The organism is Streptomyces albicerus, from assembly GCF_008905045.1.
GTDB lineage: Bacteria > Actinomycetota > Actinomycetes > Streptomycetales > Streptomycetaceae > Streptomyces > Streptomyces albicerus.
Map to the genome: position 1 here is coordinate 111,341 of NZ_VWMY01000012.1, position 22,092 is coordinate 133,432.

17 protein-coding genes are annotated in these 22,092 nt (G+C 69.6%); 6 read left to right on the forward strand and 11 right to left on the reverse strand.

The features are described from left to right. Nucleotides 1–19: 19 nt before the first annotated feature. The 3 genes from GAS53_RS12495 to GAS53_RS12505 all read left to right on the forward strand — a co-directional run bounded on the left by GAS53_RS12495 (nt 20) and on the right by GAS53_RS12505 (nt 3,357). A complete protein-coding gene (locus tag GAS53_RS12495) occupies nt 20–316 on the forward strand; it encodes a hypothetical protein (protein ID WP_151477581.1) in 297 nt (98 codons plus the stop codon). A gap of 29 nt (nt 317–345) precedes the next feature. After that, nucleotides 346–2,508: a RecQ family ATP-dependent DNA helicase gene (locus GAS53_RS12500; protein WP_404829210.1), complete on the forward strand. Its 2,163-nt coding sequence runs from the start codon at nt 346–348 to the stop codon at nt 2,506–2,508. A 222-nt stretch (nt 2,509–2,730) separates the two neighbouring features. Further along, on the forward strand, nt 2,731–3,357 hold the full coding sequence (locus tag GAS53_RS12505; protein ID WP_151477583.1) for a hypothetical protein: 627 nt from the start codon (nt 2,731–2,733) through the stop codon (nt 3,355–3,357). A gap of 318 nt (nt 3,358–3,675) precedes the next feature. On the opposite strand, the gene GAS53_RS12510 is transcribed toward GAS53_RS12505, so the two are convergent. From GAS53_RS12510 to GAS53_RS12520, 3 genes are all read right to left on the reverse strand, one after another. After that, entirely contained in the window at nt 3,676–4,308 is a 633-nt protein-coding gene (locus GAS53_RS12510; protein WP_151477584.1) for a hypothetical protein, read from the reverse strand. 68 nt (nt 4,309–4,376) lie between these two features. After that, nucleotides 4,377–5,078: a ribonuclease HII gene (locus tag GAS53_RS12515; protein WP_151477585.1), complete on the reverse strand. Its 702-nt coding sequence runs from the start codon at nt 5,076–5,078 to the stop codon at nt 4,377–4,379. Between the two features lie 94 nt (nt 5,079–5,172). Then, nucleotides 5,173–5,796 (reverse strand): TetR/AcrR family transcriptional regulator, encoded by a 624-nt coding sequence (locus GAS53_RS12520; RefSeq protein ID WP_151477586.1) that lies wholly within the window; start codon nt 5,794–5,796, stop codon nt 5,173–5,175. Nucleotides 5,797–5,996: 200 nt separating this feature from the next. Here GAS53_RS12520 and GAS53_RS12525 point away from each other — a divergent pair, with 200 nt between their 5' ends. After that, nucleotides 5,997–7,544 (forward strand): MFS transporter, encoded by a 1,548-nt coding sequence (locus GAS53_RS12525; RefSeq protein WP_151477587.1) that lies wholly within the window; start codon nt 5,997–5,999, stop codon nt 7,542–7,544. A gap of 102 nt (nt 7,545–7,646) precedes the next feature. Here the strand turns inward: GAS53_RS12525 and GAS53_RS12530 are convergent, their stop codons facing one another. The 4 genes from GAS53_RS12530 to GAS53_RS12545 form a co-directional block, all read right to left on the reverse strand. Beyond that, complete coding sequence (locus tag GAS53_RS12530; RefSeq protein WP_225858891.1) at nt 7,647–9,095, reverse strand: DUF4153 domain-containing protein; 1,449 nt, start codon at nt 9,093–9,095, stop codon at nt 7,647–7,649. Between the two features lie 580 nt (nt 9,096–9,675). Then, complete coding sequence (locus tag GAS53_RS12535; RefSeq protein ID WP_151477588.1) at nt 9,676–10,587, reverse strand: ADP-ribosylglycohydrolase family protein; 912 nt, start codon at nt 10,585–10,587, stop codon at nt 9,676–9,678. 12 nt (nt 10,588–10,599) lie between these two features. Further along, on the reverse strand, nt 10,600–11,259 hold the full coding sequence (locus GAS53_RS12540; RefSeq protein WP_151477589.1) for a histidine phosphatase family protein: 660 nt from the start codon (nt 11,257–11,259) through the stop codon (nt 10,600–10,602). A gap of 82 nt (nt 11,260–11,341) precedes the next feature. Next, the gene (locus GAS53_RS12545; protein WP_151477590.1) at nt 11,342–11,947 is read right to left on the reverse strand and encodes a YdbC family protein; all 606 of its coding nucleotides are present in this window, start codon (nt 11,945–11,947) and stop codon (nt 11,342–11,344) included. A gap of 154 nt (nt 11,948–12,101) precedes the next feature. On the opposite strand from GAS53_RS12545, the gene GAS53_RS12550 reads away from it, so the two are divergent. After that, nucleotides 12,102–12,635: a TerD family protein gene (locus GAS53_RS12550; RefSeq protein WP_151477591.1), complete on the forward strand. Its 534-nt coding sequence runs from the start codon at nt 12,102–12,104 to the stop codon at nt 12,633–12,635. A 151-nt stretch (nt 12,636–12,786) separates the two neighbouring features. Here GAS53_RS12550 and GAS53_RS12555 read toward each other — a convergent pair whose 3' ends face one another. Together GAS53_RS12555 and nrdR are read right to left on the reverse strand one after the other, a co-directional pair. After that, nucleotides 12,787–15,690: a vitamin B12-dependent ribonucleotide reductase gene (locus tag GAS53_RS12555; RefSeq protein ID WP_151477592.1), complete on the reverse strand. Its 2,904-nt coding sequence runs from the start codon at nt 15,688–15,690 to the stop codon at nt 12,787–12,789. Nucleotides 15,691–15,842: 152 nt separating this feature from the next. Then, nucleotides 15,843–16,391: a transcriptional regulator NrdR gene (nrdR, locus tag GAS53_RS12560; RefSeq protein ID WP_151477593.1), complete on the reverse strand. Its 549-nt coding sequence runs from the start codon at nt 16,389–16,391 to the stop codon at nt 15,843–15,845. 521 nt (nt 16,392–16,912) lie between these two features. On the opposite strand from nrdR, the gene lexA reads away from it, so the two are divergent. Then, nucleotides 16,913–17,692 (forward strand): transcriptional repressor LexA, encoded by a 780-nt coding sequence (gene lexA / locus GAS53_RS12565; RefSeq protein WP_055617269.1) that lies wholly within the window; start codon nt 16,913–16,915, stop codon nt 17,690–17,692. Between the two features lie 120 nt (nt 17,693–17,812). Here the strand turns inward: lexA and GAS53_RS12570 are convergent, their stop codons facing one another. Both GAS53_RS12570 and GAS53_RS12575 read right to left on the reverse strand, forming a co-directional pair. Beyond that, nucleotides 17,813–19,807 (reverse strand): ATP-dependent DNA helicase, encoded by a 1,995-nt coding sequence (locus GAS53_RS12570; RefSeq protein ID WP_151477594.1) that lies wholly within the window; start codon nt 19,805–19,807, stop codon nt 17,813–17,815. A gap of 124 nt (nt 19,808–19,931) precedes the next feature. Further along, complete coding sequence (locus GAS53_RS12575) at nt 19,932–21,809, reverse strand: IucA/IucC family protein (protein WP_151477595.1); 1,878 nt, start codon at nt 21,807–21,809, stop codon at nt 19,932–19,934. Nucleotides 21,810–22,092: the final 283 nt, after the last annotated feature.

Consider the following 22,092-nt stretch of genomic DNA (forward strand, 5'->3'; position numbering starts at 1 on the left):
CTGCGGCCTGCCCTGGGTCATGTCCGCCACAGTCCGCGTCACACCCACTACGAGCGTCGCCGCGCCCATCACCCGCGCCCCCAAGCCCCCCAAGTCGTTCAAGTCCTCCAAGTCGTTCAAACCCGCCGCGCTCGCCACGCCCTCCCTGCTCACCGCACCCGCTGATGTCACCGTCGCCGAGGTTCCCGGCCGCTTCGCTGTGATTCGTCATGCCGTGACCATCCCGCGGATCCTGAGATTCCGCTTTGGCCTGTGGATAACCACGACCATGATCACGTCAGAAGTTGTCCACAGCCTGACCGGCTCATTCGCGTGATGTCCGACCCATCGGGTTGCATGGGGGCCATGAGCAACGAAGAGCTGCGTACCGCGGCCGATACCGTCCTCGCCCGCCTCGTCGGCGCCCCGGCGGGCGAGGCCCGGCTGCGCGAGGACCAGTGGCGTGCCATCGAGGCACTGGTCGCCGACAAGCGCAGAGCCCTGGTCGTGCAGCGCACCGGCTGGGGCAAGTCCGCCGTGTACTTCGTCGCGACCGCGCTGCTGCGGGAGCAGGGCGCGGGTCCCACCGTCATCGTCTCTCCCCTTCTCGCCCTCATGCGCAACCAGGTCGAGGCGGCCGCGCGCGCCGGCATCCGGGCGCGGACCATCAACTCATCCAATACGGAGGAATGGGACACGATCCAGGACGAGGTGGCCGCGGGTGAGGTCGACGTGCTCCTCGTGAGCCCGGAGCGGCTCAACAATCCGGACTTCCGCGACCAGGTGCTGCCCAAGCTCGCCGCGGCGACCGGCCTCCTCGTGGTAGACGAGGCACACTGCATCTCCGACTGGGGCCACGACTTCCGGCCGGACTACCGCCGACTGCGCACGATGCTCGCCGATCTCCCGCCGGGCGTTCCGGTCCTCGCCACCACTGCCACGGCCAACGCGCGCGTGACGGCCGACGTGGCAGAGCAGCTCGGCACCGGCGGCAGCACGGACGCGCTCGTCCTGCGCGGCCCGCTGGACCGGGAGAGTCTGAGCCTCGGTGTACTGCAGCTGCCGGACGCCGCCCACCGGATGGCCTGGCTCGCCGAGCACCTGGGCGAGCTGCCCGGCTCCGGAATCATCTACACGCTCACGGTGGCCGCGGCCGAGGAGGTCACCGCGTTCCTGCGCCAGTGCGGCCACACCGTGGCGTCGTACACGGGCAAGACGGAGAACGCGGACCGTCAGCAGGCGGAGGAGGATCTGCTCGCCAACCGCGTCAAGGCCCTGGTCGCCACCTCGGCGCTGGGCATGGGCTTCGACAAGCCCGACCTCGGCTTCGTGGTGCACCTGGGGTCGCCGTCCTCCCCCATCGCGTACTACCAGCAGGTCGGCCGCGCGGGCCGTGGCGTGGAGCATGCCGAGGTGCTGCTTCTGCCGGGCAGGGAGGACCAGGCGATCTGGCAGTACTTCGCGTCGATCGCCTTTCCTCCGGAGGAGCAGGTCCGGCGCACCCTGGATGTCCTTGCCCAGGCAGGTCGGCCGCTCTCCCTGCCCGCGCTCGAACCGCTGGTGGAGCTGCGCAGGTCACGACTCGAGACGATGCTCAAGGTGCTGGACGTGGACGGCGCGGTGCATCGCGTCAAGGGCGGCTGGATCTCCACGGGCAACCCGTGGACGTACGACACCGAGCGCTATGCGTGGGTCGCCAAGCAGCGTGCGGCCGAACAGCAGGCGATGCGCGACTACGTGACGACGACCGGCTGCCGGATGGAGTTCCTGCGACGGCAGCTGGACGACGAAGGGGCGGCTCCGTGCGGGCGCTGCGACATGTGCGCGGGGCCCAGGTTCACCGACTCCGTGTCCTCGTCCGCTCTCGACGAAGCGAAGGGTGAGCTCGGCCGGGCGGGTGTCGAGGTCGAGCCCCGGAAGATGTGGCCGACGGGCCTGCCCGCGGTCGGCGTCGAGCTCAAGGGACGTATCCCGGTCGGTGAACAGGCCACGACCGGGCGGGCGTTGGGACGGCTTTCGGACATCGGCTGGGGCAACCGGCTGCGGCCGATGCTCTCGCCCCAGGCCCCGGACGGCCCCGTTCCGGACGATGTGGCGAAGGCCGTGGTCGGTGTGCTGGCCGACTGGGCGAAGGGACCCGGCGGCTGGGCTTCCGGGAGCCCCGACGCGCAACCGCGCCCGGTCGGCGTCGTCACGATGGCCTCGCACAGCCGCCCGCGCCTGATCCAGTCGCTGGGCGCGCGGATCGCCGAGGTCGGGCGGCTGCCCCTACTGGGTTCCATCGAGTACGCCCCGGGGGCCGAGGCGGCGCAGGCCTCCAGGAGCAACAGCGCGCAGCGGCTGAAGGCGCTCGACGGGGCACTCGTGGTGCCGCCCGGTCTGGCCGCGACTCTCGCCGAGACCCAGGGGCCCGTCCTGCTCGTGGACGACTCGACCGAGACCGGCTGGACGCTCGCAGTGGCCGCGCGCATGCTCCGGCGTGCCGGTGCCCAGGGGGTGTTGCCGCTGGTCCTCGCCGTGCAAGGGTGATCCATGCGTGCCGCGGGGGATATCGGGCAGGGATATATACGGCGGATCACCGGATAACGGTCGGTGGCCCCAATTGCTCGTTGCCGCAACCAAGTTCGACAGGAAGAATTGGTCTCGCGCCCCGCGCGGCCCCACCAAGGCCGCCCGTTCGGGCTGTGCCGCGGTGCGCTCCCCCAGCCCGACCCCCGCCCGCAGTGTGGGCGCGTAGCCGAAGGGAGGACCGTGACCTTCGGATTCGCTCCGTCCTCGGCGGCATCGATGTCGACGTCCGCCACTTCCGCCAACCCACTGACGCGGATGCTCGAACCCGCCGAGTGGGCCGCCGCGGGGATTCCGCTGCTGCGCAATCCCCGGGACGTCGTCAGCGGGCTGCACTCCCGGCATCGGCCCCGGCCCGATACCGCGATCGTGGCCGTCCTCGATCCGGACGAACGGCTGAGGGCGAGCGCCTCGTTCACCCGGCGGACGGCTCCGGCGGACGGCTGGATGTTCCGTAACTCGCTGCTCGCGCAGTTGCGCCGGGTCATCCCGCACGACCTGCGACGCCGCACACCGGTGCGTACGGCCGTGCTGCTCTACTGCCGTGAGGGCGACGCACGATGGACGGAGGAGGACGGGGCCTGGATGTGGGGGCTGCGGGACGCCTGCACGCTGCACGGGCTGCGCTGCGGGGCGTACATCACGCTGACGCGTGACGGCTGGCAGGTGCTCGGCGAGGGGCGCGGCGGGCGGCGGCCCAGCGCGGACTCACAGCCGGAGTCCCTGGAGTCCTTCGGGGCGGCCGAGACCGTCCAGCCGCGCACCGGTGGCGCCGCCTCGGACGTGCTGCGCCGCGCGGCCGCCCGCTGAGCCGCCACCCCGCCCGCGGCACCGGTCGTCCCTCAGCACCAGGACCACCGGCCGCCGCGCGATCGTGGACACCGGCCTCACCGGCCACAACAGGCACGACGCTGTCGACATGCGCGCGGGCGGGCATACAACCGAGCCCTCGGGTACGTACAGGCACTCGCCGGCAGGTCCACCGCTCCATGACCATGACGGCCGCGCCGGACCATGACGACCACGCCGGCACGTCCCCCCGTACCGGCACACGTCGAACCGTCCACCGTGCAAAATGCCACCGCAGTGGCACCCCGCCCCAAGTACCCCCAAAAAAAGCGGAGGTTCTCAGACCCCCGCGCCCAGCACCGAGTTGATCTGCTGCGGGTCCCCGCAGACGATCAGCAGGGTGCCGGCTCGGCCGAGGGCGAGCGGCAGGGCGGTACCGACGGCAGCGTCGGACCCGCCGTTGACGGCGACGACGACCACGGGCCGGGACGCGGCACGACCGGCGGCGGACGCGTCGGCGTAGAAGACGTCGTCGCCCGTGTCGTGCTGGGCCCAGTACGCGGCCTCGCCGAACGAGAGCTCGTGGGCGGCCCACGGGTGCGGTTCGCCGGTGGTGATCACCAGCACCTCACCAGGGGACCGGCCCGAGTCGAGAAGCAGGTCGACCGCTTCCTCGGCGGCGTCCAGCGCGCCCTCGGCCGAGGCCGGGATCAGCTGGATCTGCGGAGTCGGGGCAGCGGTGGGGGCCGCCGGAGCGGACGGCCCCGGCTTGTCGGCCACGGCTGTGTCGCGCGGCGCGCGTTGCACCGGCGGCATCGGCCGGACAGGACCCGGACGGCCGGGACGCGGCGCAGCCGCGGGACGGGGTCCGGGTACGGGGCGGGGGGTCGGCGCGGTGCGGCCACTGGCCGGAGTCGCGCGGGGACCCTGGGCACTCTCGTGAATCTGAGGCTCCTCGGGAATGAGAGGCATGAGCTGATTTTTATCAAACGCCGGTGCGAGTCGCGTCGGCGGGTGGCACATGAGGGCGAGCGGATGCGTCAGAAGTCGAAGCCGAGCTGGCCCTCGATTTCCGGAATGCCTCCGTCCGCCCACGTGCGGGCCTTCTTGAGGTGCCGCCACTGGGGCAGCGCATCAAGATACGCCCACGACAGCCGGTGGTACGGGGTGGGCCCCCGCATCTCCAGCGCGGCCTTGTGCACCGGTGACGGATACCCGGCGTTGGCCGCAAAACCGAAGTCTGCATGGTCGATACCCAGTTCGGCCATCATTTTGTCGCGCTGGACCTTCGCGAGGACCGAGGCCGCTGCGACGGCCACGCAGGACTGGTCGCCCTTGATCACCGTACGGACCCGCCAGGGGGCCCCGAGATAGTCGTGCTTCCCGTCGAGGATGATCGCGTCGGGACGCACCGGCAGGGCTTCGAGAGCGCGGACGGCCGCCAGCCGCAGCGAAGCCGTCATCCCCAGGTCGTCGATCTCCTCCGGAGAGGCATGACCCAGGGCGTACGACGTCACCCACTTCGCCAGTTCCCCGGCGAGCGCTGTGCGCCTCTTGATGGTGAGGAGCTTGGAGTCGGTGAGGCCTTCGGGCGGGCGACGCAGGCCTGTGATCGCCGCGCAGACGGTGACCGGGCCGGCCCACGCGCCGCGCCCCACCTCGTCGACACCGGCGATGACCTTGGCTCCGGTCGTGGCGCGCAGGGAGCGCTCGACTGTGTGGGTAGGTGGTTCGTACGGCATGGCGCCCTCAGCCTACGCCGCCCGGAACCCCACGCGACACCTCGGTTTCCCAGGGCAACCTCAGCACCTGTGGCCGTACCGCCTCAGAGGCCGGTCATGCACGCTCCGGCCGCAGCAGTGGAACCGCCAACTGATCGACCATCTCCTCGATGTCACGCTCGCTCCATTCGCTCGCGTGCACCTTGGAGCGGTACATCATCATCGCCGGAATGGCGTCGAAGACATACGAGTTCGCGGCGTCCGGCCGTACTTCTCCCCGCTGGATACCGCGGTTGATGACCTCACCGAGCAGCCGGATGGTCGGCTCCACCACCCCTCCGATGATCACCTCCTGGAAGCGCTGGGCCTGGGAGGCGTCGCATTCGTGAATCACTGAGCGCAGTGCGAATCCGGGGCGCGAGTACATCGCCTCGCGCGCCCGCCGGCACAGCTCGAGCAGGTCCTCTCGTACGCTCCCCAGATCGGGCACGTCCTCAAGTGACGGCAGCCCGGCCCGGAGCGCGTCCGCGACGAGGTCTTCTTTCGACGGCCAGCGGCGGTAGACCGCGGCCTTGCCGGTCTGGGCGCCGGCGGCGACGCCCTCCATCGTGAGGCCGTTCCAGCCGACCGTGCTGAGCTGCTCCAGTGCGGCGTCGAGGATCGCACGTTCGAGTACGGCGCCACGGCGGCGCGGGGAGGCCGCGTGAGCGGGAGCGGCCGTCCAACTCGAAGTAACCATGAGCGTGTCTCCGTTTGAGCGGGCAAGCGGCACGCGCGTGCGTGCATGCGTGCCGTGCGGACTTGGGGTCCGTGAGCGGTCAAGCGCCATAAAGCGGTTGCGACTTCAGTGAACGCTTGCGTTCACTGTCGGGGACTCACTACCGTTTGGCGCGGCAGTGAACGCGAGCGTTCACTAACGCACTCGTGGGGGACTTAATAGTGACAACCTCTCCGTTGATTCAGGATCAAAAGCCAGGAGCGGCCCGCCGGGAGGGGCATCCCGGCATCGCACTCACCGTCATCGCCGCCTGTCAACTCATGGTGGTACTCGACGCGACGATTGTGAACATCGCGCTCCCGCACATTCAAGACGCGCTCAAGTTCTCCACCACCGACCTCACCTGGGTGGTCAGCGCGTACACGCTCACCTTCGGTGGCCTGCTGCTTCTCGGCGGCCGGGCCGGTGACATCCTCGGCCGGCGCCGGGTCTTCATGACCGGAATCCTGCTCTTCACGGCCGCCTCGCTGCTCGGCGGTTTCGCCCAGGAACCCTGGCAGTTGCTGGCGGCGCGCGCCCTCCAGGGCGTGGGTGGCGCGATCGCGTCGCCCACCTCGCTGGCGCTGATCACCACGACGTTCCCCGAAGGGCCCGAGCGCAACAGGGCGTTCGGCGTCTTCGCCGCGGTCTCGGCCGGCGGCGGCGCGATCGGTCTGCTGGCCGGCGGCATGCTCACGGAGTGGCTCGACTGGCGCTGGGTGCTCTTCGTCAACGTACCCATCGGTATACTCATCGCGGTCGTCACGCCGCTCTACATAAGTGAGTCCGAGCGGCACCCCGGGCGCTTCGACATCGCGGGCGCGCTGACCTCGACGGCCGGTATGGCCTCCCTCGTCTACGGCTTCATCCGGGCCGCGGAGGAGGGCTGGCGGGACAGCCTCACCATCGGGTCCTTCGGCGCGGCGATCGTCCTGCTGCTGGCCTTCACGCTGGTCGAGTCCCGGGCCAAGGAACCGATCACACCACTGCGGATGTTCGCCGACCGGAACCGGTCCGGTACGTACGTGATCATGCTGAGCCTGGCCGCGGCGATGTTCGGCATGTTCTTCTTCATCGTTCTCTTCGTGCAGAACGTGCTGCAGTACACCCCGATCGAGGCGGGACTCGCCTTCCTCCCCGTGACGGTCGCGATCGTGTTCGGCGCGGGTCTGTCGCAGCGATTCCTTCCGGTGCTCGGCCCGAAGCCCTTCATGCTGGTCGGCTCGGCGCTCGTCGCGCTCGGGCTCGGCTGGCAGACCTTCATCGACCCGGGGAGCTCGTACGTCGGAGGCGTGCTCGGTCCGATGCTGCTGTTCGGTTTCGGCATGGGCCTGAACTTCGTGACGCTGACCCTGACCGCGGTCTCCGGGGTCGCCGCGCACGAGGCGGGCGCGGCGTCGGGCCTGCTCAACGCCACGCAGCAGGTGGGCGGTTCGCTCGGCCTCTCCATCCTGACCACGGTCTTCGGCTCGGCCAGCCGTGACGAGGCGGAGAAGCAGGTCCAGGACTTCATGGCCAACGCCTCGGCCGAGCAGAAGGCCGAGTTCGCCAGGACACAGCAGTTGCCCGCTCCCTGGAGCCACGAGGTGCTGTCCCAGGGCATCTCCACGGCCTTCATACCGGCCGTCGCGATGGCCGTACTCGCCCTGGTCATCGCCACGTTGGTGATCCGGGTCCGCAAGAGCGACCTCGACGCTCTGGCGGGCACGGCGGGGCCCGCCGGAGGCTGAACGGGAAGGCCGGGCCGCCGTCCTGGGGACGGCGGCCCGGCCTTGGTGGTTCGCTCCTGAGGCCTCGAGGACGGCGTGTACGCGGTCGGTGCGGCCCTCGCCTCAGCGATACGCCCCATACGCCAGCTCGCCGCTCAGCCGACTGCACACCCGCCAGTGGGCCTCGGGAGACAGCGACCGGTCGTCGAGGACGTCCCGGGCGCGCATCTCGCCCCAACTCGTGGCGTACCAGGGCTCGTCCTCCCGCTCCAGGTCCCGCGCGATGGACTGCAGCGCGCAGGAACGCAGGGGCTCCTCGAGCCCGTCGAGAGCCGGTACGGCGTCGGCGGACAGCCCGCGCGCGTAGTCGAGGTCGAAGGTGCCCGTCTTCTCGTACCGCTGGACGTTGCGCTCGGCGATCATGCCGTCCGGCGACATGAGACCGAAGGCGAGCACCCCCGCGGCGGCACTGGCCAGCACCGCACGCGGCAGCCAGCGGGCGCCCCAGACGCCGGCCGCCATGATGAGCACGATGACCAGGCCGAGCCAGAGCTCGACGGTCACCACCGAGATCCTCAGACGCGTCAGCCCGTACTCCCCCACGTACATGTCCATACGCCGCACCGCCGATGCCACGACAACGAGCGCGAGGACACAGAGGGTTCCGAGGACGGCGCGCACCAGCGTCCGGTCGCGCGAGCCGTCGCGCGGGGCCCAGCGCAGGGCGAAGACGATGACGAGCAGGGTGAGGAGTGTGACCAGCAACAGCTGCCAGAAGCCCTGGCGCGCGTACTCGGCGTACGTCTGGCCTGTCTTGTCCAGTACCGCGTCGTATCCGCCGAACAGGACTGCGAGCTGGACGGCGTTGAAGACCGCGAAGAGCACGGCGAGCACGATCAGGGGCAGCGCCCACTCGACGCGGCCGCGAGCGCGGCCCGGGGGTACCTCGACGCGGTCCCACTGAACGGGCGCGGCGGCCGTGTGCGCCGCCGCGAGCGCGCCGACCACGCCGATCACGAACAGGACGATGTGCCAGGGTCCGCCGGAGACCGACGCGTCCGGCACGAGACCGGCGAGGAGATCCGCGAAGGCGGCGTCCGCCCCGGCGAACAGCGCGCCGAAGACCAGCAGCAGGACCGCGGCCACCACGACCGCGCGCAGCACCGGGCCCACGTTGCCCCGGGCGCCGCCGGTCCGCTCGCGCAGCCCGCGCCAGCCCCAGGCGGGGCCGGTGAGCAGCGAGGTGTAGAGACCGATCGGGCCGAACAGCACCCCGGTCCAGGTGCGGCCGCCGTGCAGGGCGAGCGAGCCCGCCGCCATGGCGGCCACGAGGGCGAGGAAGGACGGCCAGTCGGCGTCGCGGAGCGCCGGTACGGTCAGCAGGGCGAGTCCTCCGACGCCCCACACCAGCGTCCAGCGGCGCACGCTCCGGCCCGCCGCCTGGGCCGCGAAGTACGCGCCGAGCGTGGCCGGTATCGCCACCAGGAGGAGATTGAGGGCCAGGCCGTCACCCAGCAGAAGCATGCTGAGCACGCCGGTGGCGAGGGCGGCCCAGAGGGTGGCGGTACGGATGGGAGGCGGGGGCTCCGCCTGGCTGTCGGCGAACCAGGACTCGACGACGGGGCCGTCCCAGTCTTCGTCCGCGACGCCGACTGGCCGTCCTTCCTCGTCCGAGCCGTCGCCGGAGCGGGACACGGGAACGGCGTCCTCGGGCTCTTCGGCATCGATGCCGGGCTTCTTGGTCAGCGACCCTCTCGGCTCGGCCTCGGACGGCGTGTCGGACACGGGACCCCCTCCCGACCGGTCCGGGCAGCGCGCAGCTCGTGGCTGCGGCGGAAGCCAGGGACCGGTGTCTCGTCGTGCACGCCCGTGATGATCAACGAGCGGCGTGGCGGAAAGATTAACCGCGGGACAGTCGGCACAGCGGGTCACAGCGCCTCTGTGGCAGGGCTGTGACAGTGGACAGCGCTTGAGGCGGGAGAAATCGGGGCACGCACGCGTGCCCCGCCACTCGCGGAGCCGCATGGCTCACCCAAGTGATCGCGACAGCCCAATTGATCGCGACAGCATGGCTCTGGGCTCGCCTGCCGACAGCCGTGAGCGAGCCGACAGCACGGCTCTGGGCTCGCCTGCCGACGGCCGCGGGCGAGCTCTAACCCGCAACCCCCACCGACAGCCACTTCGGTAGTGCCTCGGTCCGCTCCACCCACTCCGCAGGCGGTGCCCCGGCCTTCCCGGCGGCCACGACGCCCCCGACGATGGCGCAGGTCGTGTCCATGTCGCCGCCCACCTGAGCCGTGGCCCAGAAGCCCTCTTCGTAGTCACCGAGGGCCCGCGCGGCCGACCAGAGAGCGAAGGGCACGGTGTCGTGCGCGGTCGTACGCCGCCCGCAGCCGAGGACCGCGGCGACCGTCGTCGGGTCGCCGTAGTCGAGCATGTCCCGGGCACGCCGCAGACCTGCGCCCACGGCGCTGCGTGGCACGAGGGCGATGACGCCGTCGAGCAGCGCCTCGGGAGGTGGCGGACCACCCGGAGACGCGACCAGCGCGGCGGCCGCGGCCACGGCCATGGCGCCGACGACGGCTTCGCGGTGCTGATGCGTGGGGTAGGCCGAGATCTCGGCCTGGTGCGTGGCCTGCTCCGGGTCGTCCGCGTACCAGGCGCCCAAGGGGGCGATCCGCATCGCGGCGCCGTTCCCCCACGAACCCTGTCCGTTGAAGAGGGCCGAGGCCAGCTCGCGCCAGTCGCCGCCCTCCCGGATCTGCCGCAGCAGCCGGTTGACCGCGGGTCCGTAACCCCGGTCGAAGTCGTGGTGCTCCGCGAAGGAGCGGGCCAGCGCGTCCTGGTCGATGCGACGGTGGGCGGCCAGAGTGGCCACTACGGAGGAGGCCATTTCCGTGTCGTCGGTCCACTGCCACGGCCCGGGCGGCAGCGCGCGGCGCTTGAGGAGCGGATAGTTCGCGGGCACGAAGAACTGCGAGCCCAGCGCGTCCCCCACCGCGAGTCCGCGCAGGCTGGCCACGGCGCGGTCCAGGCGCCCGTCGGGTGAGGAGTCAGCGGTCATCGCCCTGCCACTCTATCCGGTGACTCCGTACGGTTCCGGATCACGCCAGCGTTCGAAAGGACGGTCAAGCGTGTACCTGCCGTCCTCCCCGAGAACGAGCATCCGCACCTCCGCGTTCCCCGGGTTCGACAGCGACTCGAATTCCGCGACCGTCCAGTGGAACCAGCGCATGCAGAACAGCCGCATGGCCAGGCCGTGGGTCACGAGGAGCACGTTCGGCGGGTGATCGGGCGCCTCGAAGCTCCGGTACAGGCTCTCCAGGAAGCCGCCGACCCGGTCGTACACGTCGGCACCCGACTCACCCTGCGCGAAGCGGTAGAAGAAGTGCCCGTACGCGTCGCGGTACGCCTTCTGCAGCCGTACGTCGTCCCGGTCCTGCCAGTTTCCCCAGTCCTGTTCGCGCAGCCGCGGCTCCTCGCGCACACGTACTCGTTCGGGGTCGAGGTGGAAGGCGCGGAAGGTCTCGTGCGTACGGCGGTACGGGGAGACGTAAACGCTTACGCGCTCATTGCCGAAGACCTCCCGCAGCCGCTTTCCCGTCTCCTCCGCCTGCCGCCACCCCTTCTCGGTGAGCGCCAGGGCGTGGTCGGGTTCACGCTCGTACACAGAGTCATCGGCATTGCCCACCGACTCGCCGTGCCGGACAAGGACGATGCGCCGTGGTCGTGCCATACCGAAACACTAGATCGAGTCGCGGCCGATCGAGCACTCGTACGGACTCCGTAAGGCACAGGTCACATAAATCGTGGTCGTTTCAGACCGTCCAGGCCGGTTCCAACTGGACGATGTCGCCCGCGAGCGCCACGACGTCCGCCTCGATCTGGGCCCGCAGGGCGAGCCGCTCCACACGCTCGGCGCGGTACTTGCCGTGCTCGGCGGCCGACTGCCACATCGACAGAACCAGGAATTCATGGCCGGGCGCCTCGCCGAACAGGCCCCGCACCATGCCCGGCGAGCCGGCCATCGCCGGGTTCCAGACCTTCTCCTGCATCAGCGCGAAGTGCTCGGCGCGCTCCTGGTGAACGCGACAGTGCGCCACCCGCACCAGATCGGTGTCCGTGAAGCGCGGCTCGAAGCCGGTCTTCACATCGAAACGGTGATCGAAGAGTTTGACCTGCGAATCCTTGAAGGTGCCCGACTGGGAAGCGGCGAGCCGGTCATGGGAGCGCGCCATGAAGGAGTCGTAGAAGGCACGGCTCTCCCAGAAGGCGAAGATGTGGGCCACCCCGGGCCTTCCCCGGCTCCAGCCCCCACCCTGCCCCCGGAATCCCGGCTCCCCCAGAAGTCCCGCCCATTTCCGCTGCCCCCGTTCAAAACCGCGGCGGTCCACCACGGTGCAGCGAATCCACTTGACCAGCACCGCGCCATCGTAAGGCCACGGAACGTGGCGTCGGTCACGCTCCGGCGTACTGCCTCCGCACGAGCGCCCCCGCGCGCGTGGCACGATGGGCAACATGCCTCACCTGCCCGGCAGTTGAGGCGGCTGACACAGGGGGACCACGAGGGGAGAACCGGTGAACGGCCTCAACAAGGGCATCAGCAAGGTCGAGATCTCGGCGAAATGGGATCCCAGTCCCGCCGGCGAACCGCCCACCGATCTCGACATCGTCGCCGCCACCTACCTCGCGACCGACACACGCGAAAACCCCGACTACGTAGTGCACTTCGGCAGCCGCTCCCCGGACGGCACCATCACTCTCAACCGGGACAGCAAGGACGGCAAGGGCTTCGGCTGGGACGAGGTGATGACCCTGGAGCTGACCCGTCTCGACAAGCGGTACGCGCGCGTGGTGGTCGGCGTCGCCATCCAACAGCGCACCGGGCTACGCACTTTCGTCAGCGTGCACAACCCCGGCCTGCGGATCCGCGAGGGCTACACCGTCCTGGCCGAGGACGACTTCGGCGGCGTCCTCGGGGCGACGGCCGCAACGGTCGCGGAGTTCGTACGCGACGAATCCGGAGAGTGGACTTTCTACCCGGGCATCCGCGGCTTCGACACGGACCCGGCGACCTTCGCCAGGACCATGGGCAGGGCCCACGAATCCTGATCCACGCGCACCGGAGGGACGCGTGCCCTGGCTGGTGGCGCAAGGCGGGCCGGCCAGGCAGCCAGGCCTCACACACGCCAAGGGCGGTGGCGCCGAGAAATCGGCTCCACCGCCCTGACCACCAGGATTCACACCCGGGCAGTGCCCAAAATCAGCTGCAGCCGCTGGTCGAGCCGCAGCCCTCGCAGATGTAGCAGGAACCGGCCCGCTGCATCTTCGTGCCACAGGAGAAGCACAGGGGGGCGTCCGCCTGGATGCCCAGCTGCATCTCCACCAGTTCGGCACTGGTGTGGGCCTGCTGCGGGGCGGGCTTGGCCGCCTCGACCTCGGCCTTCGGGGTGACGACGGCCTTCAGTTCCTGCGCGCGGGGCGCCGACTGGGCCAGGCCCTCGACGTCCAGCTCGTCGTCGGTCGGCTCGTACGAACCGGTCTCCAGGTGGCGCTGACGCTCCTCGGCGGAGTGGATGCCGAGTGCGGAACGCGTCTCGAAGGGCAGGAAGTCGAGCGCCAGGCGTCGGAAGATGTAGTCGACGATCGACTGCGCCATCCGCACGTCCGGGTCGTCCGTCATACCGGCCGGCTCGAAGCGCATGTTGGTGAACTTCGAGACGTACGTCTCCAGGGGCACGCCGTACTGCAGGCCTACGGAGACGGCGATCGAGAAGGCGTCCATCATGCCCGCGAGGGTGGAGCCCTGCTTGGACATCTTCAGGAAGACCTCGCCGAGACCGTCGTCCGGGTAGGAGTTGGCGGTCATGTAGCCCTCGGCGCCACCGACGGTGAAGGAGGTGGTGATGCCGGGACGGCCCTTGGGGAGGCGCTTGCGGACCGGGCGGTACTCGACGACCTTCTCGACCGTCTCGCGGATGGTCGCCTCGGCCTTCTCGGCGGCCGCGGTGGCCTCGGGGCTCTGGTTGCCCTTGTTCTTGGCGGAGAGGGGCTGGCCGACCTTGCAGTTGTCGCGGTAGATCGCGAGCGCCTTGACGCCCATCTTCCACGCCTCGAAGTAGACCTCCTCGACGTCCTCGACGGTCGCCGACTCCGGCAGGTTGACCGTCTTGGAGAGCGCGCCGGAGATCCAGGGCTGGATCGCGGCCATCATGCGGACGTGGCCCATCGCGGAGATGGAACGCTCGCCCATGGCGCAGTCGAAGACCTCGTAGTGCTCGTGCTTGAGGCCGGGGGCGTCGACCACATTGCCGTGGTCGGCGATGTGGGCGACGATCGCCTCGATCTGCTCCTCCTGGTAGCCCAGGCGGCGCAGGGCCTGCGGGACGGTGCCGTTGACGATCTGCATCGAGCCGCCGCCGACCAGCTTCTTGAACTTGACCAGCGCGAGGTCGGGCTCGAGACCGGTGGTGTCGCAGGACATCGCGAGACCGATGGTGCCGGTCGGGGCGATGACCGAGGCCTGCGCGTTGCGGAAGCCGTTCTTCTCGCCGAGGCGGAGCACGTCCTGCCAGGCCTCCGTGGCGGCGGCCCAGATCGGCGTGTCCAGGTCGTCCATGCGGACAGCCACGGCGTTGGCGTCGGAGTGCTGCTTCATGACGCGCTGGTGCGGCTGCGCGTTGCGGGCGTAGCCGTCGTACGGGCCGACGACCGCGGCGAGCTCCGCGGAGCGCTTGTACGAAGTGCCGGTCATCAGCGAGGTGATGGATCCGGCGAGGGCGCGGCCGCCGTCGGAGTCGTACGCGTGGCCGGTCGCCATCAGGAGGGCGCCGAGGTTGGCGTAGCCGATGCCCAGCTGGCGGAAGGCGCGGGTGTTCTCGCCGATCTTCTGCGTCGGGAAGTCCGCGAAGCAGATGGAGATGTCCATCGCGGTGATGACGAGCTCGACGACCTTGGAGAACCGCTCGACGTCGAAGGACTGGTGGCCCAGGCCGTCGTCCTTCAGGAACTTCATCAGGTTCAGCGAGGCGAGGTTGCAGGACGTGTTGTCCAGGTGCATGTACTCGCTGCACGGGTTCGAGCCGTTGATGCGGCCGGACTCCGGGCACGTGTGCCAGCGGTTGATGGTGTCGTCGTACTGGATGCCGGGGTCGGCACAGGCCCAGGCGGCCTCGGCCATCTTGCGGAAGAGCTCCTTGGCCTCGACCTCCTCGATGACCTCGCCGGTCATGCGGGCACGCAGGCCGAACTTGTCGCCGTTCTCCACGGCCTTCATGAACTCGTCGTTCACGCGGACCGAGTTGTTGGCGTTCTGGTACTGGACGGACGTGATGTCGTCGCCGCCCAGGTCCATGTCGAAGCCCGCGTCGCGCAGGGCGCGGATCTTCTCCTCTTCCTTGACCTTGGTCTGGATGAAGTCCTCGATGTCGGGGTGGTCGACGTCGAGGATGACCATCTTGGCGGCGCGGCGCGTCGCGCCGCCCGACTTGATCGTTCCTGCAGAGGCATCCGCACCGCGCATGAAGGAGACCGGACCCGAGGCGTTGCCGCCGGAGGAGAGCAGTTCCTTGGAGGAGCGGATCCGGGAGAGGTTCAGGCCGGCGCCGGAGCCGCCCTTGAAGATCATGCCCTCTTCCTTGTACCAGTCGAGGATCGACTCCATGGAGTCGTCGACGGCCAGGATGAAGCAGGCGGACACCTGCTGGGGCTGCGCGGTGCCGACGTTGAACCACACCGGCGAGTTGAAGCTGAAGATCTGGTGCAGGAGGGCGTACGCCAGCTCGTGCTCGAAGATCTCGGCGTCGGCGGGCGAGGCGAAGTACTTGTTGTCCTCGCCGGCCTTCCGATACGTCTTCACGATGCGGTCGATGAGCTGCTTGAGGCTCACCTCGCGCTGCGGGGTGCTCACGGCACCGCGGAAGTACTTGCTGGTGACGATGTTGACCGCGTTCACCGACCAGAAGTCGGGGAACTCGACGCCACGCTGCTCGAAGTTGACCGAGCCGTCGCGCCAGTTGGTCATGACGACGTCACGGCGCTCCCAGGCCACCTCGTCGTACGGGTGCACGCCCGGGGTGGTGTGGATGCGCTCGATGCGCAGCCCCTTGTTGGCCTTGGTGCCCTTCGCTCGGGAACCTCGTGCCGGGCCGCTCGCCGTCTCTGTCATGCCGCCTCCCTGTATCGGGCTAAAACGCCCTGAAGTGCCTCGTTCTTCCCGTGGCACGGTGTGTGTCTGAATGTTGCGAGCTCCGCCTGCGCGGCCGCCCACACCAGGTCTGTGGTCGCCGCCGAACGGCCGGGCCGGTCCGGCCCCCCTCGTCAGTCGGCGGCGCTGGCGGGCACGGGGACTTCGACAGTCCCCCCGGACCCGCGATCCGTTCCCTGGCGCCCCTCGCCCGCGTCATCGTCGTCCGCGGCGGGGCGCTGTTCTTCCCTGAGTTCCGTGATGGCGGCCTCGAAATCCTCCAGCGAGTCGAACGCCCGGTACACGGACGCGAACCGCAGATAGGCGACGAGGTCGAGCTCCTGCAACGGGCCGAGTATGGCCAGCCCCACGTCGTGGGTGGTCAGTTCGGCGCTTCCGGTGGCCCGCACCGCCTCCTCGACCCGCTGGCCGAGCTGGGCGAGTGCGTCCTCGGTGACAGGTCGTCCCTGGCACGCCTTGCGCACGCCGTTGATGACCTTGGTACGACTGAAGGGCTCGGTGACTCCGGACCGCTTGACCACCATCAGCGAGCACGTCTCCACCGTCGTGAAACGACGGGAGCAGTCGGGACACTGGCGGCGCCTGCGGATCGACGTACCGTCGTCCGTCGTACGGCTGTCGACGACGCGGCTGTCGGGGTGCCTGCAGAAGGGGCAGTGCATCGAACTCCAACCCTCCTTCACAGCACGACTCAATAGCCTCGACAGGCCCCTTGGGCCCCTCGAAGCAGCCCCAAGCATAGGCGATGACCATGGGTCCGGAGGACCGGGGCACCACAACTTCTGGGCTGCTACTGCAATCCAACCACTAGATGTGGTGCTTGGCCCATAAATTCACACGTCGCGCGCGTGTCGCTCCCGTATTGGCATGTGCCGCATGGCCATACCGGCGAAGGGGTGTACGGGGATACGGTGGGCGCCACGGACAAGGGGGCCGGTACCCGGCCGACGGGACACCTGGTGGCAGACTGGCCCTCGCGCCCGCTCCGGCCCACAAGGCCATGGCCCCGGCGGTGGAGAGTACAGCAATGAGCGCTTTTGTCCGCCCGGAGCAGCGTTAGCCATACACCCAGACACATGATCACGTCAGGCTATCCGCGATTTTTCACTCGAACGTGTGTTTGGCGCAACCTTTCGAAAGCAACTACCGTTGTCCAGCAGGGAGACGAACGAGAGGGGCCGACGTGACCACCACCGCAGACAGTGCCACCATCACTGCCCAGGACCGCTCCCAGGGCCGATTTGAGCCGGTGCATGCCATGAATGAAGTGAACCAGGAGGGGCCCAAGCCCACACGCTCCCTGCCGGGCCGACCTCCAGGCATCCGGGCGGACAGTTCCGGACTCACCGACCGGCAGCGCCGGGTCATCGAGGTCATCAGGGACTCCGTGCAGCGGCGCGGATACCCGCCGTCCATGCGGGAGATCGGACAGGCCGTGGGCCTCTCCAGCACCTCCTCGGTGGCACACCAGCTGATGGCACTGGAGCGCAAGGGGTTCCTGCGCCGCGACCCGCACCGCCCGCGGGCCTACGAGGTCCGGGGATCCGACCAGTCCACCGCGCAGCCCACCGACACCGCGGGCAAGCCGGCCGCGTCGTACGTCCCGCTGGTCGGCCGGATCGCCGCCGGTGGCCCGATCCTTGCCGAGGAGTCGGTCGAGGACGTCTTCCCGCTGCCCCGGCAGCTGGTCGGCGACGGCGAGCTGTTCGTCCTGAAGGTCGTCGGCGACTCGATGATCGAGGCCGCGATCTGCGACGGGGACTGGGTGACGGTCCGCCGCCAGCCGGTCGCGGAGAACGGCGACATCGTGGCGGCCATGCTGGACGGCGAGGCCACCGTCAAGCGCTTCAAGCGCGAGGACGGCCATGTATGGCTGCTCCCGCACAACTCCGCGTACCAGCCGATTCCCGGCGACGAGGCGACCATCCTCGGCAAGGTCGTGGCGGTACTGCGGCGGATCTGAGTCTCCGCCCCTGACCGGGCCCCGGGACCCCTGCGCCGGTTCCGGGGCCCTGTGCTGTCCACGATTGCGCACGTCAGTGGGCTGCCCCCCGGCCTGAGCCGGGGGGCAGCCCACTGACGTCTACGCGCCTTCTGCTACCTCTGCGCTCTCCGCCTTCTTTGCCGCCTCGTCGATCGCGGCCAGCGACCGCCGCACCTGATTACGGTCCGTCGTGTACCAGAAGTCGGGCAGTGACGCCTTCAGATAGCTGCCATAGCGGGCCGTGGCGAGCCTCTGGTCCAGTACGGCGACCACACCGCGGTCCCCCATCGCCCGTACGAGGCGGCCGGCGCCCTGGGCCATCAGCAGGGCCGCGTGGGTGGCCGCGACGGCCATGAAGCCGTTGCCCCCGGCGTCCTCGACCGCTTTCTGGCGGGCGCTCATCAGCGGATCGTCGGGGCGTGGGAAGGGGATCTTGTCCATGACGACCAGCTGGCAGCTGGCCCCCGGTACGTCCACGCCCTGCCAGAGCGAGAGCGTGCCGAAGAGACAGGTCTTCGGGTCGGCCGCGAAGTTCTTGATCAGCTCGCCGAGTGTCTCCTCGCCCTGAAGCAGGATGGGGAACTCCGGGATACGGGAGCGCAGTTCCTCCGCGGCGAGCTGGGCGGCGCGCATCGAGGAGAAGAGGCCGAGCGTGCGGCCGCCGGCCGCCTGGATCAGCTCGGTGAGCTCGTCCAGCATGTCTCCGCGGTCGCTGTCGCGCGCGGGCCGTGCCAGGTGCTTCGCGACGTACAGGATGCCCTGCTTGCCGTAGTCGAAGGGCGAGCCGACGTCGATGCCCTTCCAGGGCGGGACGTCCTCCCCCTCGGTGCCCTCCGGGGCCAGACCCAGCGAGGCCCCCACGCCGTTGAAGTCGCCGCCGAGCTTGAGCGTGGCCGAGGCCAGGACGACGGAGCGGTCCGCGAAGAGCTTCTCGCGCAGCAGGCCCGAGACGGACATCGGGGCGACCCGCAAGGAAGCGCCGAATCGGTCGTGCCGCTCGTACCAGACGACGTCCCACTCGGAGCCGTTCGTGATTCGCTCCGCCACGTCGTGGACCGTCTCCACGGAGGCGAGGGCCTGCTTGCGGACCGCGTCCTCGTCGCCGACGGATTTGTCGCGGGTCGCGCCGATCGCCGAGATCACCGTGCGGGCGGCGTCGCGCAGGGCCATCAGCGCGTACCCGAGGTCCTCCGGGATCTCCTCCAGGCGGCCGGGCAGGGCGAGCTCCATCAGTCGCTCGAAGCCCTCGGCGGCCGTCTGGAGCTGGTCGGCCGCCTTCTCGTTGACCAGCTTCGAGACGCGGCGCACGGCGCGGTTGACCTGGCCCGGCGTGAGCTCGCCCGTCGCGACTCCGGTGACGCGGGAGACCAGCTCGTGCGCCTCGTCCACGATCAGCACCTCGTGCTGCGGGAGGACCGGGGCGCCCTCGATGGCGTCGATCGCGAGGAGGGCGTGGTTCGTGACGACGACCTCGGCGAGTTTGGCGCGCTCACGGGCCATCTCGGCGAAGCACTCCGCTCCGTAGGCGCATTTCGAGGCACCCAGGCACTCCCTGGAAGACACCGAGATCTGTGACCAGGCCCGGTCCGAGACACCGGGGGTGAGATCGTCGCGATCGCCGGTCTCGGTCTCGTCCGCCCAGTCGCGCAACCGCAGCAGGTCCTGGCCCAGCTTGCTGGTGGGCGCGGCCGCCTCGAACTGGTCGAAGAGGCCCTCCTCCTCGTCCTGCGGCATGCCTTCATTGAGGCGGTGCAGGCACATGTAGTTCGACCGGCCCTTGAGCATCGCGAACTCGGGGCGGCGGCGCAGCAGCGGATGCAGCGCGTCCACCGTGCGCGGCAGATCCCGCTCCACGAGCTGCCGCTGGAGCGCCAGGGTCGCCGTCGCCACGACTACCCGCTCCCCGTGCGCGAGCGCGGGCACCAGGTAACCGAGCGACTTTCCGGTGCCGGTGCCCGCCTGGACCAGCAGATGGGAGCCGTCGTCGATGACCTGCGCGACGGCTTCGGCCATGGTCACCTGGCCAGGGCGCTCCGTACCGCCGACGGCTGTGACGGCGGCATGCAGGAGTTCAGGGAGTGAGGGCTCTGTCATAGCCAGACCACCCTACGGCTCGGCACTGACAACCGTGCGATCAAGGCCGGAGCGAGGGACGCGATCAAGACGTGTGCACGGGCGGTGATACAGGTGGCGATGCGGGCGGTGCTGCGGGCGGCGATCAAGACTGGTGCAGTGGGTTCGGGACGGTGCCGTGCACGGCGGCGTGCGGGCGCTGGGGGCGGTCGCGGTAGCCGTCCAGGTGCAGTCGGTTGCGGTTGAGGCACAGCCGCTCGATACGGGGAGTGAGCAGGTCGAACGTTTCGTAACGCTCCTTGAGCTCCGGGAACCGCTTCTGGTGGCGGAGGATTTCCGCCCGGACGAGCGACCAGAACTCGGCCTCGGGAACACCCAGTTGCTCCTCGCACAGCGGGGCCAGATAACGGAAGACACCGACGAAGAGCCCGGAGTGGATGAACTGGGTGAGGAACGCGGCCGGTTCCGTGAGCAGAACGGCCCGCACGTCGTCCGGCATGGAGGCGTGTTCGGGAAGCGGCTCGGAGCTGACGTTCACGTCGTCCACGAAGTCCTTCACCGCGAGACGGGCGGGTACGTCGTGGTCGTCGAAGACAACGATCGCGTTCTCGCCATGTGGGCTGAACACAGTGCCGTAGCGATAGAGGAAGTGCAGCAGGGGCGGCAGCAACGCGGCGAAGAGACGGCGCAGCCAGGTCCGCGGAGCCAGACCCGAGCGCTCCACGAGCTCCGCCGTGAAGGCACGGCCGGCCGGGTCGATGTGCAGGAGAGCCGCCAGGGTACGGGCGCGTTCGCCGGATACGAGATGGCGGGACAGCGGCTCGCGCCAGATCGCGCCGAGCAACTCCTTGTACTGGTACGGGACTTCCGGCAGCGCGTCGTACACGGGGTGCCCGACCGTCACCGAAGCGACCTCGCCGAGCAGGACGACCTGGCAGGTGTCGCGCAGGAACGGGTCGGCGTCGCGCAGGCCGTGCATCCAGGTGGTGACGGCGGGAGCCGCGAGCGTGCGTTCCGTCGGGAGGCCGCGCCACACCAGGGTGTTGAGGACGGACAGCGGCAGTTTGACGGTGTGCCGGTCCGGTCGTGAGGTGTTGAGGAAGGTGCGGATCGACTGCTGGGGAAGGCGCAGATCGCCGTCCGGGGGCATGGGGACGATGGCGCCCGCGGCGACGGAGGGCGCGAAGAGCGGCAGCACGACGTCGTTCCACTGCCAGGGGTGCACGGGCAGGTAGAGGTACGACTCCGGAGCGAGCCCACGCGCGCGTAGTGCCGTGTCGTAGGACTCCCTGGTGGTGGGGCTCAGCTCGCGCGCGTACAGCTGGTCGGCGGTCTCCAGGCCCGCGACGCCTCGATAGGTGGCGAGTGAGGTGTGCACTGCGATCCATGGCAGGGCTGTCACTCTGCGGCCCTCGGGTGCCCAGTGGGCAGCGTCCGTCGCCGAGAAGCCGAGGCGGCCTTTGTTGAGGACGATCCAGGGGTGGCCCGTCTGGTGGCCTTCCAGCTCGGCATAGCTGAGATCAGCGAGGCGGGCGGCGGGGAGTGCCGTGTGATCGAGGCGGGCGTCCGCGGCGAGGGTGGTGGTCAGTTCGCGGATGACGTGGCCGAGGGTGGAGCCGTCCAGGCCCAGGGTGGCGCGGGCGCGGGTGAGCAAGTCGAGGGGGTCGGTGTAAGGGCGGGGAGATTGATTTCCTGAGGTGCCGTCGAGGCCGCCGGTTTCGCTGGCACCTTCTGCGACTTTGGTTGCGTTGGTCTCTTTGATTGCTTTGGTCACTTTCGTGACCTCAGTGGCTTCGGCGACTTCGGTGGCTTTAGTAGCTTCAGCGACTTTGGTGGCTTCGGTGCCTTGGGTGGCTTGGGTGGCTTGGGTGGCTTCAGTCAAGGTGAGTGACGACGGATCGACCTGCCAACTCTCGTACGCGCCACGGCGGGCGCGGAAAGAGAGGATGCCTCCGGCGTCGAGGCGGAGCGTGTAGGGGCGCTCGCCGGCTGGGTCTGCTTCGTTCGGGGCGGTCGGGGGCAAGGCCTGTCGGCCAGGGGTAGGGAGCGAGGTCGAAGAATCTTGGACGTCTGCGCCAGGTGGCGAATCGTCTCCTCTAGGGGTTGAGGCGCCGACCGGTGCCGTGGCCCCAGCAGGAGCGGAGGCTGCTGCCGTGCAGCTGACGCGGTTCACATCCGGTTCCGGTACCAGGATCTCCTCGTGCGCGAACTCCCCGATCATCTTGGCGAGCAGTCGGCGCCCCGCTCTTTCCCAGCGCTCCGGGCTCAGTTCAGGCGGGTCGTAGAGCCATGACGGCTCGCCTGGA